We start from the raw sequence: 15,617 nt of genomic DNA, 5'->3' as shown, positions 1-15,617 counted from the left end.
GCTGTCGAAAGACGGCGGGTTTTTTCTTTGAAGCGAAGCGCCTGCAATCCCCCAAGCAGGCGGATTGAGAAGGAGATATGCCAATGAAAGTCGGATTTATCGGATTGGGCCAGATGGGCAGCGCCATGGCCGTCAATCTCATCAAGGCCGGGCATGAGGTGACCGTTTACAATCGTTCACGCGACAAGGTAGAGGCCTTGGCCGGCGAGGGCGCGAAGGTCGCCGCAACGGTGGCGGAAGCCTGCGGCGGCGAGGCCGTCTTCACCATGCTTGCCCATGATGATGCGCTGTCGGCGGTCGTGCATGGCGATGGTGGTGTTCTGGCAAGTCTCGGCAAGGGTGCGGTTCATATCTCCGCAAGCACGATCAGCGTCGCCATGTCCGAAAGGCTGACGAGGGAACATGCCGCGGCAGGCCAGCGCTTCGTTGCCGCACCCGTCTTTGGCCGTCCGGAAGCAGCTGCCGCGGCGAAGCTCTTCGTTGCTGCGGCAGGTGCGCCCGATGCTATCCGGTCGGTCACGCCGCTCTTCGACGCCATCGGTCAGCGAACCTTCGTGCTTGGCGAGGAGCCGAAGTCAGCCAATCTCGTCAAGCTCAGCGGCAACTTCCTCATCGCTTCGGTGATCGAGTCGCTCGGCGAGGCGATGGCTCTGGTCGAGAAGGGTGGCGTCGACCGGCACGCCTATCTCGATCTCCTGACCTCGACGTTGTTCAACGCTCCCGTCTACAAGACCTATGGTGGGTTGATCGCGGACCGCAAGTTCCAGCCGGCGGGCTTTGCCGCGCCGCTCGGCCAGAAGGACATTCGGCTCGCGCTGGCCGCCGGCGAGGCGCTGAACGTACCGTTGCCGCTGGCGAGCCTGCTGCGGGATCGGTTCCTCAACCTGCTGGCGCATGGCGGCGAGGAGCTGGACTGGTCGGCGATTGGCGCGCTGGCGGCCAAGGATGCGGGGCTGGAGGGGTAGCGCGGGGGCTGTGGTGTAATCATCGCCGATCAAGCTGATGGAGAGTGCGCCCCCCTCTGTCGTGACAGCGACAGAGGGGGTATCAGAGGTGCGGCAGGCTGGAAGAAGACCCCCCTTGCTAACCACTCCGCCACATGCAAACTTCCTCCCTTCCAGAGGAGGGACCCCCATGCATCTGACCACGCTGCTCGCCTTTGCCGCCGTTTCCTTCATTGGTATCGCAACGCCGGGGCCGACCGTGCTTCTGGCGCTCACCAACGGCTCGCGCTTCGGCGTCAGGCGCGCCTTGCCGGGCATGGTTGGTGCGGTCCTCTCCGATGCGGTGCTGATCAGCGCCGTCGCCATCGGTCTTGGTGCTCTGCTGGCGGCCTCCGAATTCTGGTTCTCGGCCCTGAAATGGGTGGGTGCGGCCTATCTCGCTTTTCTTGGCATCATGATGCTGCGTTCGAAGGGAACGATTGACGGCGCCCTGCAGGCGAGCGCAAGCCAATCGAGGGGAACCACCTTCTCCATTGGCCTGAAGAGCTTCATGGTCGCCGTCACCAATCCCAAGGGCTATCTCTTCTTCTCGGCTTTCCTGCCGCAGTTCATCGATCCGTCAGCGCCGCAGATGCAGCAATATGTCGTTCTGGGCGCGATCTTTGCGGCGCTCGATTTCATGATCATGTTCGGCTACGCGGTCTTTGGCTCGCAGGCCGTGCGCGTTCTGAAGTCGGAAGGGGCGAAATGGCTCGAACGCGCCTGTGGCGGCGCGCTTTTAGCACTTGCCGGATCGCTGGCGCTCTATCGTCGCGCCGTCAACTGAAGGCGGAGCGGGCGCTCCGCTCCGCCCCTGTGTCTTGCCCAATTCGGGACGGAAAACCGCTCCGCACTTGTCCTGAAATTGCTTTAGTGGCGGCTTAGCGCCGCCTCGAAAACTTCCCTGTCGACATTGCCCCCTGATGTGACGGCGATCACCGTGTCGCCGTCGATGTCCTTGCCGTGGAAGAGTGCTGCCGCCAGCGCGACGGCGCCGCCCGGCTCCACGACGATCTTCAGCCGAGTGAAGGCAAGCGCCATGGCCTTTTGCGCCTCCTCATCCGAGACGACGAGGCCGGGGCCGCAGAGGCGCTTGAGAATCGGGAAAGTGATGTTGCCGGGCTGCGGCGTGATGATGGCGTCGCAGATCGAGCCTTGCAGTGCGGCATTGCGCTCGATCTTGCCAGAGGCCAGTGAGCGAGTGGTGTCGTCGAAATTTTCCGGCTCGCACGGGCGCGCCTTCAGGCCCGGCGCGCGGGATTCGAGTGCGAGAGCGATACCCGAGGTCAGGCCGCCGCCGCCGCAGGGGACAAGGACGCTTGCGGCCGTAATGCCTTCCTCGGCCGCCTGTTCGGCGATCTCCAGCCCCGTCGTTCCCTGGCCGGCAATAACCTGCGGCTCGTCGAAGGGCTTTATGAGGGTCAGGCCGCGCTCCCTGGAAATACGGGCACCAATCTCGTCGCGATCTTCCTTGATGCGGTCATAGAGCACGACCTCGGCGCCGAAGGCGCGGGTATTGGCGATCTTCAGCTTCGGCGCGTCCGTCGGCATGATGATGACCGAGGGCACGCCGTGCAGCTTTGCGGCCAATGCCACGCCCTGCGCATGGTTGCCGGAGGAGAAGGCGATGACGCCTCTGGCACGCACGGTCGGCTCCAGCGCGGAGACGGCAGACCAGCCGCCGCGAAACTTGAAGGAGCCGGAATGCTGCAAGCACTCGGCCTTCACGAACAGGCGGCGGCCGGCAATCTCATCGAGAAAGGGCGAGGACAGAAGCGGCGTGCGGCGCGCCCGGCCGCCGAGGCGAGTGCGCGCGGCTTCGATCATTGCGATATCGACCATTGGGGGGATCACTCTTCGGATTCAGGAAGACTTTCCATCCATAAAGCGCCCGCCTTTCCTTTAAAACAAGGAGATTGTCTCCATGACATTTCAGGCGACGCCTGGCAGCGAGAGGTGTCCGACATTGTAGGTCTGCAGACCGGATCGGGCCGGATCTTTCGGCGGCTCGGCCAGCAGACGGAAACGCACCAGCGTCCAGTGGGTCGGCTCGAAGGCAGCGACCGAGGCGAGCGCTTCGCCGTTCGGTATGGCCTGTGCCGCTGCCTCGGTCTCGTTCGCGCGGAGTTCGGCAAGCGATGTTTCCGTGTCGATTGCGACCACCTCGCGCGTGGCGAATTTGGCGCGGCGAATGTCCGCAGATGTCTCCGCGTGCCAGGCGATCCAGGTATTGATCTGAGGACGGCCGAAGTTCTCGGTCAGGGCGAGGAAGCTGGGGCCGCAAACGAAGTCGCTGAGGCCTTCCTCCTGCTGCCAGACGTAGAAGGGGGAATAGAAATTCTGCCGGCTCCCTGTGATGGCGTCGCCCTTTCTTGCCGTGAGGTAGGCCTTGAACTTCAGGCCTGGGAGATTGTCGAGCAGCGGGCCTTTTTCGCGGATGCGGCGATCAATGATCGCCATGTCGTAATCCGCGGGGAGGGGGAAATTATATTGCATGGCGATCATCGGTCATTCCTCCAGCCAAGTTACGGCGCTTCCATCCTGCGCCGCCTGGATGCTGATATAGGAAAAGGCATTCTCCGGCGCCGCACCGTGCCGATGGCGCTCGTTCGGTGCGAAGCTGATGCAGTCGCCGGCACGCAACTCCTCCGCCGGGCCGCCGAAGCGTTCGGCAAGCCCGACACCGGACAGAACATAGAGGATCTGTCCATGCGGATGTGTATGCCAGCGCGTCATCACGCCGGGTTCCAGCGCACAGCGCATGGCTGTGAGGTCGCCGTTTTCAGTGCTTTCCACGAGCGACTCCACCAGGAAAGAGGCAGTTGCGATGCCTTCCGGCGATGGCCGCATGTTCGTGCCGGCGCGATGTATGGCCGGCGTTCGGGTCGATGTGGTCTGTGGCATCGCTCTCAGACCTGTTCGATCATCTGCGCGCGACCGTCGGAGAAGGACCAGTCCTCGCGTGTCGCCGTAGTGATGGTGATCATGATGTCTTCGGGGCGGACACCGGGGGCGTCTGCAAGAAGCTCGGCAACGCGGCGATAGAAAGCCTTCTTGACTTCCGTGCTGCGCGGCTTGCCAATCGTGACGTCGAAGAAAACATAATCGTCCGAACGCGGCTTGCTGGCGAAATAGGTGCGATCGAAGATAAGCTCATGCGGCTCCAACTGGTGAATGGACTGGAAGCGATCTGTCGGCGGCACCTCGAAGGCTTCGACCAGGGCGCGGTGAAAGTTGTCGGACAGTGCCTTCAGATATTCCGGTGACTTGCCGCGCAGAAGGGTGATGCGGGTGAATGGCATGGGATTGCTCCTGTTTTCGTGTCTCTTGACGATCATAGAATGCCAGCAGATAATCATCCTGAAAATCAGATAATTCAGGATAAATAGTCCTAAAAATATGGATGATTACTTATGCGAAAGGTCATCTTCGATCTCGATGTGCTGCGCAGCTTCGTTACCGGCATGGATCTCGGCAGCTATGCCAAGGCGGCCGACAGGCTTGGGCGTTCGACCTCGGCCATCAGCGCCCAGTTGAAGAAGCTGGAGGAACAGGCGGGCATGCCGATTTTCCGCAAGGCGGGGCGGGGGCTGGCACTGACGGAGGCCGGCGAGACCATGCTTGGCTATGCACGGCGGCTGCTGGACCTGAATGACGAGGCGGCGACCGCGCTGCACGGGACGGAGCTGGAAGGTTGGGTGCGGCTCGGCTTGCAGGAGGATTTCGGGGAGACGCTGTTGCCGGAAGTATTGGGTCGCTTCGCCCGCGCGCATCCCAAGGTGCGTATCGAGGCGCGCGTGGTGCGTAATGTGGAGCTCGTGGAGCGGGTGACATCGGGCAAACTCGATCTGGCGCTTGCCTGGAGTGACGGCTTTCGCACTGCGTATACCGATCGTATCGCCGAGGTGCCGCTCTGCTGGGTTGGTCCGGCGAATGGTGTGGTGCAATGGCACGCCGATGGCGGCGAGGTCATGCCTCTGGCTTCGCTCGAAGCACCGTGCCTACTGCGCAACATCGCCACGAAGACGCTCGATCGCGCTGGCATCGGCTGGCGGATATCCTTTGTCAGCCCGAGCCTCGGGGGTCTGTGGGCGGCCACGGCGGCCGGCCTCGGCCTGGCGCTGCGCACGCCGCTCGGCCTGCCGCCAAAGGTACGGCAATTGACGTCGGGCGAGGCGGGCCTGCCGGCCTTGCCGAAGCTCGATCTCGTGCTGCATCGCGCCGAGGCGGAGGCGAGCCCGGCAACGGAACGCTTGGCTTCGATCATGCTGCAGGCGGTGCGACAGACGATCGAAGCCGTGCCGAAGAGCCGGGTCTTCGAGGGCGTGCCCGACTACGATGTCGTGACCGCCTGAGAGACGGTATTGGACTCGACTGGCTTTTCCGTCAGGCTGGCGATGCGGATTTCCGCCTGTGCCGCAAGCACTTGCAGATCGCGCGGATGGCCTGCCAGTTGCTCCATGGCTGCAATCGCAACATCCGTCGTCACATAATCCGGCTTGTGACCGAGATTGCGGATGGTAACGAGTTCGGCGCCTGCGATATCCCGCGCAAGTCCGCGCGAGTGCAATTCCTCCAGCACCACATCGTCGCTGTCGCCGGTGATGATGATCGTGGGGGCTTTGATCTCGCTGTAGCGCGGCGCATGGGCGGAGACATAGGCAAAGAGATTGACCACGTCGATGGCGTTGTTGCGGAAGGTCTGCGGCCGCAGCACCAGTTCCGGTGCTGTCTTCATGATGTAGTCCGCCGGTCGCGCATTCGGGTGGAAGATGCTGAGCGTGCCGGTCTCGACCCGGCGCAAGCCGAGCGGGATGACGAAAAGCTGGGTGAAGAGCCAGCCGAAGACGGGCGTGGCGGCCAGTGTATAGTACCAGTCGACGCCACCGGGCCAGGGATGGGTAGCCGGTGCGAGAAAGAGCAAGCCCTTGGTCTTATCGGGATGGCGCATGCCGAAGGCGGCCGCAATCGCGCCGCCGAAGGAGTGGCCGACGATAATGGCGTGCTTGATGCCGCGCTTGTCCATCAGCCGGGCAATGGCGTCGGCCTGACCGGAGGGAAGGGCGTTTTCGGCAGCCCCGCGTTCGGAATAGCCGTGACCGGGACGATCGACGAACAGCATTTCGGCGCGGCCGCTTAAAGGTGCTGCGAAGGCTGCGAGCTGATCGCGCAGATTGCCGCTGGCGCCGTGGATGAAAACCAGCGTGGGTAGATCCGCGGTCCTGGGGCGCGGCAGATGCACGGCGTTGAGGCGATAGCCGCCGATATCGGTAAGTTCGCCAATATTGGGATAGGCCTGCTCGATGGCACGAGTTTTGTAGGCGGAAAAGCCTGCGGCGAGAATGACAAGGAGAGCGACGACGGCGAACAGAGAATCGATCATTGCGGCACGGATCAAATATCTTAAGCCACTAATCTAGCGCATTGTTGTGACTTTTCACCCCATGGGGTGCGGTTTCTGCGTTGTGGGAAGCGGCGGTTGCAAAAATCAGGTGCGGCTGCCGGCAATCTTTTCCGACAGCTTGGCCGCCTCCTCCTGAGCCGATCGATTCGCCGGGTAGACTTCCAGAAAGCGGTCCCAGACCCTGAGAGCCTGTGCGTCGTTGCCGCTTTCGGTCAGGATCGCCGCCATGCCGGCCAGCGCGCCGAAATGGCGCGGCTCGATTCGCAGAACCTGATTGATGTCTTCCATCGACTTGCGATAATCACCAATGGCGAAATTGAGCGTAGCGCGCCGGTTCCAGCCTTCGACATAGTCGGGCTTCAGCGAGATCACTTGATCGAGATAGTCCATGGCGGCGGCATTGCGCTTGTCCTGAATGGCCTTGTCGGCCCATTGCATCAGGAGATTGATGGTGGCGCTGCCGGAATCGCCAAGCTGGGCATTGATCTGATCCGCAATCAGGCTTGCCTGGTCGGGATCACGCTGCCGTTTCAGCGCGGTGAACAGATTGTCGAGCTGCTGCTTGGGCGACAGGGTGCCTGAGGAATCGCCGGGACTCTGCTTTTCCACAGGGTTCGGCTCATCAGCCAGTGCCGCATGGGGTGCGGAGGCAGTCAGAGCAAGCAGAATCGGCAGGGCTATATATGACAAAGCAAAAACGCGCATGGCGGGCATAGTAGCCCGCCAATGTCGAAGATCAAACCAAATTTGATGCGATCAACTAAAACTGAGGCCCGATCCATGGGATCTGAGCCACGCGCTATATCAGCCCTGACGAGCCTTGTAGCGCGGGTTCAGCTTGTTGATGATGTAGATGCGGCCCTTGCGGCGGACGAGACGGTTGTCACGGTGGCGCGCCTTGAGCGACTTGAGCGAATTCTTGATCTTCATTTTTCTGATCCGCGATCTCTGAGGGGGAATGTCACATTCGCCCGGGTCTTTAACAATCAAAAGCGCGCTCATGGCGCGCTCTTTAGGGTGGGGAGCAAATACCCTGTCGACCGTGCGCTGTCAACCATGTCAGGGCTTTTTCCCGCTGCTCTCAGCGTAGAAGCTGTGTAACATGGCCCATCTTGCGGCCTGATCGTGCTTCGGTCTTGCCATAAAGATGCACCAGCGTGTCGTCAAGGCGCAGCCACTCCGGCAGCGCCAGGATGTCGTCGCCGATCAGATTCGTCATGACACAATCCGAATGGCGATCAGGATTTCCGAGCGGCAGGCCGGCGACGGCGCGGATATGCTGCTCGAATTGCGAGATGACGCAGGCGGCTTCCGTCCAGTGACCGGAATTATGGACGCGCGGCGCCATTTCGTTGGCGATCAGGCTGCCATCGGCAAGCACGAAGAACTCGATGCCGATGACGCCGACATAGCCGAGCGCCGTCAATATCTTTTCCGCAGCTTTCCTGGCCTCGGCGGCAGTCTGCTCCGAAATGCTCGCCGGCAGCGTCGATGTGTGGAGAATGCCGTTGCGATGGACGTTCTCTGCCGGATCGTAGCAGGCGACCTTCCCGTCGCTTCCTCGCGCAGCGATGATCGAAATCTCGCGCTCGAAGGATACGAAGCTTTCGAGAATGAGGGGCACGCTTCCCAAGGCTGCATAGCCGCCCTCGGCGCTGTCGGCGGCGGAGCGATAAACGCGCTGGCCTTTGCCGTCATAGCCGAGGCGGCGGGTCTTCAGCACGCCTTGCCCACCGAAATCGGCAAGCGCCGTTTCGAGATCGGCCTGGCTGTCGACGGCATGGAAGCGGGCCGTCGGAATGCTACAGCCGTTGATGAAGCTCTTTTCGGTCAGCCGGTCCTGCGCCATTTCCAGCGCCTTGGGTGGCGGATAGACCGTTACCTGCAAGGCAAGATCCTCAGCGGCGGCCACGGGGACGTTTTCGAACTCATAGGTCACGACATCGCAGCGCTTCGCCAGCTCGGCAAGCGCAGCTGCATCATCATAGGCGGCGACGATCTGCGCGTTGGCGACATGGGCGGCCGGGCAATCGACCTGCGGTTCGAGGATGACGGTGCGGAAGTTCAGGCGTGCAGCCGCCATGGCCAGCATGCGGCCGAGTTGGCCGCCGCCGATGATGCCGATCGTCTTCACGTTCATAGGTCGTCCATCGGATATTCGGCGACTGCCGCGCTCTGGCGCGCGCGCCATTCATCGAGCCGGTCGGCGATCTCTTCGTCGCCGAGAGCGAGGACGGCAGCGGCAAGAAGGGCGGCGTTGACCGCGCCGGCCTTGCCGATCGCAAGCGTGCCGACAGGAATGCCCGCCGGCATCTGCACGATCGAGAGAAGGCTGTCCTGCCCGGAGAGCGCGCGGGATTGCACCGGCACGCCGAAGACCGGCAGCGGCGTCATCGAAGCCGCCATGCCCGGCAGGTGCGCTGCGCCGCCGGCGCCGGCGATGATGACCTTGAAGCCCTCGTCCTTTGCGCCCTTGGCGAAGTTCATCAGCCTGTCCGGCGTACGATGAGCGGAAATGATGCGCGCATCATAGGTGATTTCAAGCGCTTCCAAGGTGTCCGCGGCATTCTTCATGGTCTCCCAGTCGGACTGGCTTCCCATGATGATGGCGACAGGCGGTCTTTCGGTCATCATCGTTGCCTTGTGCTCCTCAGGCTATGATATCGGGGATGATCTGGTCTTCCAGCTTGGTAAGCTTGTCCTTGATGACGAGCTTCTTCTTCTTCATGCGCTGGATACGAAGGGCATCGCAGCCCGTCTGGATCATGGCATTGATTGCGGCATCATAATCCTCGTGTTCCTGGCGCAGCCGCGCCACGATCAGCCTGATTTCCGCCTGTTCCTGATCGGCCATGTTCATTTCCCCAGCATATCGCGGAATCGTGTTCGTTCCGCCTCCTGAATTCCGCAAGCTCCTATCACCAAATGGCGGTAACGGGAAGTTATCCTTCATCACGAATTTGCCGCCTATAGGCCACGTTTTCGCCTTCGACAATGGCCGGATATTGTGGCACAGTGGGAGGGTTGACACCTAGGGCCTTGGCGAATGGATGGTCAGGGCCCTTAAAGAGGAAGGAAGGGTCATATGACTGTTCAAGCTCATCTTGAATCGCTCGAAAAGAAACATGTCGCGCTCGAGGAGGCGCTGCATCTGGCAATGTCATCTCCCTCTAGCAATGATACGGAAATAGCCGACATCAAACGCAGGAAACTGCGCGTCAAGGACGAAATCCAGCGTCTGCGTTCCTCCGTTCACTGAGGCAACGCTTCCAAAGTTCAAAAAAGCCATCGATCTTGGGGGCAAGAGAGGCAGATCGAAAGGTCTTGAGGCAATTCCCAGCCAGGATCAATGAGCATTTCCGTCAAAACGGATGCGCCAGCGTCATAGCGTCGAAAGTAGGGGTTGGCGCAATTTTCCCCATCTTATGCTAGTATCGTCGAAGATGACTCTCGGCTCGCCGTGGTCACCCGGCAAATCTTGCAAGGTGCCGAAATTCGAGGTGCCGGGATGATATCATGACGACAATCGTGCTGGCGGCGTTCATCGAGAGCGGCCGGGTTTTGATGGCGCGTCGCGCCGCAAACAAGCAGCATTATCCGGGACATTGGGATTTGGTTGGCGGCCATGTCGAGGCGGATGAGCCTATCGTTGCCACGTTGATCAGAGAGGCCCGCGAAGAGGTCGGCGTTACACCTGTCATCTTCCGCTATTTGGGCTTCTTCAAAGATAGCCGATACGAAACCACCTATCATTTATATGAGGTCACAGGCTGGTCCGATGGATTGCCCAGATTGATCGGAGACGAACATACCGATTTGGCATGGGTGGCATTGGACGGTGCTAGTCTCGTCGCGCCATTGGCCCATCCAGAAGTCATGTCGTTTTTATCACCGGATTAGAGCCTTTCCGCTTTTCTTTGAATCGCGAAAACGCTCTATCCTTTTGTTTCTACGTAATTCCGGACGGAAAACCGCTACGCACTTTTCCTGGAATTGCTCTAGCTCGAGGAGCGGCAGGCCAAAACCGCTGTTCGTGCTGTCATGCCGTCGCCATTTCCAGAATGCCGCAAAGGCGAAGGGCCTGTTCAGGACCAGAACTGATCCAGCCACAAATTCAGCTTGTCGAAGCCGCGGCTGTTGACCGCGTAGATGCGCTTCGTGCCTTCATTGGTGACGGAAACGAGGTTGCTGTCGAGCAGCGCCTTGAGATGCTGCGAAACCGCCGGGCGGCTGATTGGCAGGCCCTGCGCCAGTTCGTTGACCGTCTTGGGTGCGCGGCGCAACTCTTCCAGCAAATGACGCCGGTTCGGGTCCGCGATGGCTGCGAAAGGGTCCATGGTCGACATGGCGGAAAGCTACGTCAAAGACCAAAGAGCGGCAAGTTAATTGTGCGCTGCATGATAACTAGCGTCCGTTACATCCTATTTTTGTAGCTGCGGAGGCAAGACATTGGAAAAATCGGTCATGTTCTCGTCGGATTTCTTTTTCCAATAGGCGGCTTGCGGTGGGTCTTTGGGCACTCCCTGTCCCTGTTCATATAGCTTGCCGAGCCAAAATGCGGAAAGTGGCTCGCCTTGCGCCGCAGCACTGCGGAACAATTGGGCAGCTCTCTTGTAATCCTGGGGCACGCCGCGACCGGTGAGATACATTTCCCCAAGGGCGAATTGCCCTTTCGCAATGCCCTGATCTGCAAGTTTCTGAAACCAATAGACTGCCTGCGCGTCGTCCTGTTTTACTCCACGTCCGTAAGCATAGAGGCTTCCGAGCATGCCTTGCGCGGCCACGTCGCCGTTGAGCGCTCTATCATGATAGAGTTTGAAGGCTGTTGCGTAGTCGGATTTCAGATAGGCGGTAAACGCTTCATCCGGATCGGCCGAGGCCGCGGTGTGAGCAGTGCAAAGTGCAATGCTCATTACCAATGCCGCTATCATGCGCCCTGATTTCATTTGGTTCATCGCAATTTTTCCTCGCGAGCCATCAGCAGTTCCTCAGCTTTATTTGGGTTGGATTGCGAACGCCACCCTCAGGGTTGCGTCGGCGGCAGTCTTCAACTTTCGGACAGGCCGTGCGTGGGTCAGCGTCTGTTTCCTCTTGTCAGCGAGTTCTAACGGATTTACTCACAAGCATCGAATGGGTGCGCCATCCCTGATAAATGAACGCAAATATGGAAGCTCGCATGACCGTGCCCGAAGACCGTTGCCGCCTCGTTCTCATCGTTCCCGACGTTGCCGATATCGAGCAGCGGGTGACGGCGGTGGCCGATGCCTTAAGGGGTGGGGACGTCGCTTCGGTGATCATTCCCCAGTATGGCCTTGACGACGGGACCTTTCAGAAACATGCCGAAAAGCTTGTGCCGGTCATTCAGGCCGCCGGTGCGGCAGCGTTGATTGCCGGCGACAGCCGCGTGGCGGGCCGTGCCAAGGCCGATGGGCTGCATATTGCCGGCAATATCACCGAGCTTACCGAAGCCGTGGAAAAATTCGTGCCGAAGCTGATCGTTGGCGGCGGCAGCGCAGCCGACAGGCATGGCGCGCTGGAGATAGGCGAACTGCGGCCGGACTATATCTTCTTCGGCAAGCTCGACGGCGACATCAAGCCCGAGGCGCATCCGAAAAACCTGGCGCTCGGCGAATGGTGGGCCTCGATGATCGAAATTCCTTGCATCGTCATGGGCGGCACCGATCCGAAGTCGGCGCTGGACGTCGCGTTGACGGGTGCCGAGTTCGTCGCGCTGCACAAGGCGGTCTTTGCCGATCCTGCGGCAGCCCCCTCGATCGTTGCGGAAGTGAATGCGCTTCTGGACGAAAAAGCGCCACGGTTTGAGGATTGATAGCGATTCATGTCGTCAGCGCCTCGATTCCGCCATCGATCCTTCCTTGCCGTGCTTGCAGCCGGGCTTGCCGCATTTCCATTGCTGGCTGCAGCGCAATCGGGCAGCGGCGATACAGCGTTGCCGGGTGTTTCGCGGCCGGCGGACAAGGGTGCGCGGCCTGATGACAACGCACAATCCGATGACGATACAACTGTGCCGGATGCGCCGCAGCACAACGATAATGTCATGACGCGTCCCCTGGGGGCCGATGCCGGCACCTTCAAGACCGAAAAGATCCAGCCGGGCGCGGAGCCGAAAGCCGATAGTGACATCAAGCCATCCCAGGGTGTCGGCGTTTTCGAGCGCATGGGGGCGAACCTGCCCGACCTGCCGCCGGAAAAGCCCTTCGCCGGCAAGGTGGACGATGCCTATGGCGCCTTCCAGCGCGGCTATTACCTGACCGCTTTTCAGAAGGCATTGCCGCGGGCGCAGCTTGGCGATCCGGCCGCGCAGACCCTGATTGCGGAGTTGATGGCGCAGGGACTGGGGGTCAAGCGCGATACCAAGGATGCGGCCTTCTGGTACAGCAAGGCGGCAGAGGGCGGCGATCCCACGTCGATGTTCAAATATGCGCTGATCCTGATGGAAGGGCGCGATGTGCCCCGCGATCAGAAGAAGGCCGACGAATGGATGAAGAAGGCGGCCGAAGCCGGGCAGCCTTCGGCGGAATTCAACGTGGCTCAGATGCTGACGGCCGAAAATCCCGGTCTGAAGGGCCTGCAGATGGCACTTCCTTATTATGAGAAGTCCGCCGAGCAGGGCATTGCCGACGCGCAGTACGCCGTGTCGCAGCTCTATCTGAACCTTCCCGACTTGCCGCCGGAAAAGAAGGCGCGAGCGCGGGAATGGCTGTCGCGTGCCGCCAATGCCGGCTTCGATACCGCACAGCTCGATATGGGCATCTGGCTGATCAACGGCACCGGCGGCGATCAGGATCTGGAAAACGGCTTCAACTGGATGCGAGTTGCCGCCTATCGCGGCAATGTCGTTGCGCAAAACAAGCTGGCGCACCTTTACATCAATGCCATTGGTACGAAGCAGGACCCGGTGGCTGCAGCCACCTGGTACGTCATTTCTCGCCGCGCCGGCCTGAAAGATCCCGAGCTTGAGGACTTTTATCAGGGGATCGAGGATTATCAGCAGAAGGCGGCCATCGACGCCGCCAACAAGTATCGGCGCGCGCGCTAATAGAGAGTCGAATTCAACCCGATCAGAGCGGATCTGACGTCAGTTTGCGCCTGCCATAGCCTCACCACTTGAAATTCCCGCGATTTTATGGTCTTGAGGCCGCCAATCTTTATTTCCGCTGACGCTCCCGCTCCGTCGGGGCCTGCTTTCAGGCCCGATCAGCGCTTTCTGCATTATCCAAGGAAACCCGATGGCCCGTTCTGCTCTTCTCAATGTCATGGTTCAGGCTGCCCTCAAGGCAGGCAAGTCGCTCAGCCGCGATTTCGGCGAAGTGCAGAACCTGCAGGTTTCGGTGAAGGGACCGGGCGATTTCGTCAGCCAGGCGGATCTGAAGGCGCAGAAGATCATCCGCGACGAGCTGATGAAGGCACGCCCCACCTACGGTTTCCTCGGCGAGGAGGGCGAAGAGGTCAAGGGCACGGACGGCGCGCATCGCTGGATCGTCGATCCGCTCGACGGCACCACCAACTTCCTGCACGGTATTCCGCTGTTCTCCGTCTCGATCGCGCTCGAGCGCAATGACGAGATCGTTGCCGGCGTCATCTTCAATCCGGCGACCGACGAACTCTATACGACCGAGCGTGGCGGCGGCGCATTCCTCAACGATCGCCGCCTGCGTGTCGCCTCGCGCCGCGTGCTGTCGGATAGCGTCATCGGCTGCGGCGTTCCGCATCTTGGCCGCGGCAATCACGGCAAGTTCCTTGTCGAGCTGCGCCATGTCATGGGTGAAGTTGCCGGTGTGCGCCGTCTCGGCTCCGCATCGCTCGATCTAGCTTATGTCGCCGCCGGTCGCTTCGACGGCTTCTGGGAAACTGGCCTGTTTCCCTGGGACATCGCAGCCGGCATTCTGCTGATCCGCGAAGCCGGTGGTTTCGTTTCGGATTTCCATGGCGGTACCGACATGCTCGGCACCAATTCGATCATCTGCGGCAACGAGCATATTCAGAAGGCACTCGCCGAAGTGGTTAAGCGGCCGATCCCGACGAAGTAAGCCATTCCTCCGTTCGCTTTTTCGAATGACAAAACAGTCTGTTGCCAATGGACTGTTTTGTGCTTTCCGTCTCTTCAATTCGGCACAATGTTGCTCTAGTCTCCGCCTGCGGAAGATGCGGTGTCGGAGCGTGTGATGGAAAATGTGAATCTGTCGGATCTCGGATCGACCGACAACGTATCGGGCAATTATGCCTATAAGCTTTCAAGCCCGATGGCCTTCTTCTGGACGATGGTTCTTTTCCTGGTCATCGTCGGCTTCATCGTGGCCATTCTGTTCCGCCAGGCGCAGGTCGCCTTCCTGCACAATCCTGGCCTCAACGGTCTGATCGTCGGCGTTCTGGTCGTCGGAATCCTGCTCGTCTTCAATCACGTGCTGATGCTGAGGCCGGAGGTTCGCTGGTTCAATCATTTCCGTGCCGTCGGCAATGCGGACAAGGTCGGTCGCAATCCGCGGCTCTTGGCGCCGATGCGGGCGCTGCTCGGCAACCGCCGCGCCATGCAGCTTTCCACGGCGACGCTGCGCTCGATCCTCGATTCAATTGCAACGCGCCTCGACGAATCGCGCGATACGTCGCGCTATCTCATCGGGCTTCTCGTCTTCCTCGGCCTGCTCGGCACCTTCTGGGGCCTGATCGGCACCATCGGCTCGATCAATGACGTCATCCAGGGCCTCGATGCCGGCACCGGTGATAGCGGCGATATTCTGAGCGCCCTCAAATCCGGTCTTTCCGGCCCGCTGGTCGGCATGGGCACGGCCTTCTCCTCCTCGCTGCTCGGTCTTTCCGGGTCCCTGATTCTCGGCTTTCTCGATCTGCAGGCCGGCCGCGCTCAGAACCGCTTCTATACTGAGCTCGAAAACTGGCTTTCCTCGGTGACGGATGTCGGTTCCGACATCGCCCCGGTCATTGAAGGCGCGGCGGGCGCCTCCTCGGAAGACGTGCGGGCATTGTCGGACTATCTGCGCAAGATTGCCGACGAGGGCGGCGGTCAGCGCTCGGTGACGGCCATGGCCAACCTTGCCGAAGGCATTCAGGGCCTGGTCAAGAATATGCGCAACGAGCAGCAGATGCTGCGCGACTGGATCGAGGCGCAGCAGGAAGAGGCCAAATCGATGCGCCGCACGCTCGATCGTCTTGCGGACCGGATCGGCCACACCGAGAAGACCGGGAGCAAGTAA

General features: G+C 60.6%; 21 protein-coding genes. 9 read left to right on the top strand and 12 right to left on the bottom strand.

Translation table 11 applies throughout. The features are described from left to right. Window positions 1-83 precede the first annotated feature (83 nt). Both GA0061100_RS05180 and GA0061100_RS05175 read left to right on the top strand, forming a co-directional pair. Window positions 84-965, top strand: coding sequence for an NAD(P)-dependent oxidoreductase (locus tag GA0061100_RS05180; RefSeq protein ID WP_075851598.1), 882 nt, complete (start codon window positions 84-86; stop codon window positions 963-965). Between the two features lie 169 nt (window positions 966-1,134). After that, a complete protein-coding gene (locus GA0061100_RS05175) occupies window positions 1,135-1,770 on the top strand; it encodes a LysE family translocator (protein WP_075851597.1) in 636 nt (211 codons plus the stop codon). Window positions 1,771-1,853: 83 nt separating this feature from the next. Here the strand turns inward: GA0061100_RS05175 and GA0061100_RS05170 are convergent, their stop codons facing one another. The 4 genes from GA0061100_RS05170 to GA0061100_RS05155 all read right to left on the bottom strand — a co-directional run bounded on the left by GA0061100_RS05170 (window position 1,854) and on the right by GA0061100_RS05155 (window position 4,285). Continuing rightward, on the bottom strand, window positions 1,854-2,825 hold the full coding sequence (locus GA0061100_RS05170; protein WP_075851596.1) for a threonine ammonia-lyase: 972 nt from the start codon (window positions 2,823-2,825) through the stop codon (window positions 1,854-1,856). A gap of 90 nt (window positions 2,826-2,915) precedes the next feature. After that, window positions 2,916-3,488 (bottom strand): DUF4865 family protein, encoded by a 573-nt coding sequence (locus tag GA0061100_RS05165; protein WP_075851595.1) that lies wholly within the window; start codon window positions 3,486-3,488, stop codon window positions 2,916-2,918. A 3-nt stretch (window positions 3,489-3,491) separates the two neighbouring features. Beyond that, window positions 3,492-3,887, bottom strand: coding sequence for a cupin domain-containing protein (locus GA0061100_RS05160; protein ID WP_075851594.1), 396 nt, complete (start codon window positions 3,885-3,887; stop codon window positions 3,492-3,494). 5 nt (window positions 3,888-3,892) lie between these two features. Continuing rightward, a complete protein-coding gene (locus GA0061100_RS05155) occupies window positions 3,893-4,285 on the bottom strand; it encodes a tautomerase family protein (protein ID WP_075851593.1) in 393 nt (130 codons plus the stop codon). Window positions 4,286-4,396: 111 nt separating this feature from the next. Here GA0061100_RS05155 and GA0061100_RS05150 point away from each other — a divergent pair, with 111 nt between their 5' ends. Next, window positions 4,397-5,338 carry a LysR substrate-binding domain-containing protein gene (locus tag GA0061100_RS05150; RefSeq protein WP_075851592.1) on the top strand — a complete coding sequence of 314 codons (942 nt, stop codon included), beginning with the start codon at window positions 4,397-4,399 and terminating at the stop codon, window positions 5,336-5,338. Here GA0061100_RS05150 and GA0061100_RS05145 read toward each other — a convergent pair. From GA0061100_RS05145 to GA0061100_RS05120, 6 genes are all read right to left on the bottom strand, one after another. Beyond that, window positions 5,317-6,366 (bottom strand): alpha/beta fold hydrolase, encoded by a 1,050-nt coding sequence (locus GA0061100_RS05145; protein WP_075851591.1) that lies wholly within the window; start codon window positions 6,364-6,366, stop codon window positions 5,317-5,319. The genes GA0061100_RS05150 and GA0061100_RS05145 overlap by 22 nt on opposite strands. A gap of 105 nt (window positions 6,367-6,471) precedes the next feature. Further along, a complete protein-coding gene (locus GA0061100_RS05140) occupies window positions 6,472-7,101 on the bottom strand; it encodes a tetratricopeptide repeat protein (protein WP_075851590.1) in 630 nt (209 codons plus the stop codon). A 90-nt stretch (window positions 7,102-7,191) separates the two neighbouring features. Further along, entirely contained in the window at window positions 7,192-7,317 is a 126-nt protein-coding gene (gene ykgO / locus GA0061100_RS05135) for a type B 50S ribosomal protein L36 (protein ID WP_003582204.1), read from the bottom strand. A gap of 151 nt (window positions 7,318-7,468) precedes the next feature. Next, complete coding sequence (locus GA0061100_RS05130; RefSeq protein ID WP_075851589.1) at window positions 7,469-8,527, bottom strand: 5-(carboxyamino)imidazole ribonucleotide synthase; 1,059 nt, start codon at window positions 8,525-8,527, stop codon at window positions 7,469-7,471. Then, entirely contained in the window at window positions 8,524-9,018 is a 495-nt protein-coding gene (purE, locus tag GA0061100_RS05125) for a 5-(carboxyamino)imidazole ribonucleotide mutase (protein WP_075851911.1), read from the bottom strand. Before purE ends, GA0061100_RS05130 begins: the two co-directional genes overlap by 4 nt. Window positions 9,019-9,037: 19 nt before the next feature. Further along, window positions 9,038-9,241 (bottom strand): YdcH family protein, encoded by a 204-nt coding sequence (locus tag GA0061100_RS05120; RefSeq protein WP_075851912.1) that lies wholly within the window; start codon window positions 9,239-9,241, stop codon window positions 9,038-9,040. Window positions 9,242-9,472: 231 nt separating this feature from the next. Here GA0061100_RS05120 and GA0061100_RS05115 point away from each other — a divergent pair, with 231 nt between their 5' ends. Next, window positions 9,473-9,646: a YdcH family protein gene (locus GA0061100_RS05115; protein WP_047629072.1), complete on the top strand. Its 174-nt coding sequence runs from the start codon at window positions 9,473-9,475 to the stop codon at window positions 9,644-9,646. A 257-nt stretch (window positions 9,647-9,903) separates the two neighbouring features. Then, window positions 9,904-10,287 carry an NUDIX hydrolase gene (locus tag GA0061100_RS05110; RefSeq protein WP_075851588.1) on the top strand — a complete coding sequence of 128 codons (384 nt, stop codon included), beginning with the start codon at window positions 9,904-9,906 and terminating at the stop codon, window positions 10,285-10,287. A 185-nt stretch (window positions 10,288-10,472) separates the two neighbouring features. Here the strand turns inward: GA0061100_RS05110 and GA0061100_RS05105 are convergent, their stop codons facing one another. Beyond that, entirely contained in the window at window positions 10,473-10,733 is a 261-nt protein-coding gene (locus tag GA0061100_RS05105) for an ArsR/SmtB family transcription factor (protein WP_015341040.1), read from the bottom strand. A gap of 75 nt (window positions 10,734-10,808) precedes the next feature. Further along, window positions 10,809-11,342 carry a tetratricopeptide repeat protein gene (locus GA0061100_RS05100; protein ID WP_083961271.1) on the bottom strand — a complete coding sequence of 178 codons (534 nt, stop codon included), beginning with the start codon at window positions 11,340-11,342 and terminating at the stop codon, window positions 10,809-10,811. Window positions 11,343-11,563: 221 nt separating this feature from the next. Between GA0061100_RS05100 and GA0061100_RS05095 the strand changes: the two genes are divergently transcribed. The 4 genes from GA0061100_RS05095 to GA0061100_RS05080 all read left to right on the top strand — a co-directional run bounded on the left by GA0061100_RS05095 (window position 11,564) and on the right by GA0061100_RS05080 (window position 15,617). Continuing rightward, window positions 11,564-12,217, top strand: coding sequence for a thiamine phosphate synthase (locus GA0061100_RS05095; RefSeq protein WP_075851909.1), 654 nt, complete (start codon window positions 11,564-11,566; stop codon window positions 12,215-12,217). Window positions 12,218-12,226: 9 nt separating this feature from the next. Continuing rightward, window positions 12,227-13,447, top strand: a complete 1,221-nt coding sequence (locus GA0061100_RS05090; protein WP_075851587.1) for a tetratricopeptide repeat protein — start codon at window positions 12,227-12,229, stop codon at window positions 13,445-13,447. A 190-nt stretch (window positions 13,448-13,637) separates the two neighbouring features. Beyond that, entirely contained in the window at window positions 13,638-14,438 is an 801-nt protein-coding gene (locus tag GA0061100_RS05085) for an inositol monophosphatase family protein (RefSeq protein ID WP_075851586.1), read from the top strand. A gap of 135 nt (window positions 14,439-14,573) precedes the next feature. Beyond that, window positions 14,574-15,617 (top strand): flagellar motor protein MotA, encoded by a 1,044-nt coding sequence (locus GA0061100_RS05080; RefSeq protein ID WP_075851585.1) that lies wholly within the window; start codon window positions 14,574-14,576, stop codon window positions 15,615-15,617.

Source organism: Martinezella hainanensis (assembly GCF_900094555.1).
GTDB classification, from domain to species: Bacteria; Pseudomonadota; Alphaproteobacteria; order Rhizobiales; family Rhizobiaceae; genus Rhizobium; species Rhizobium hainanense.
Note: the sequence above shows the minus strand (reverse complement) of the source record. Positions and strands in the feature narration are given on the sequence as shown.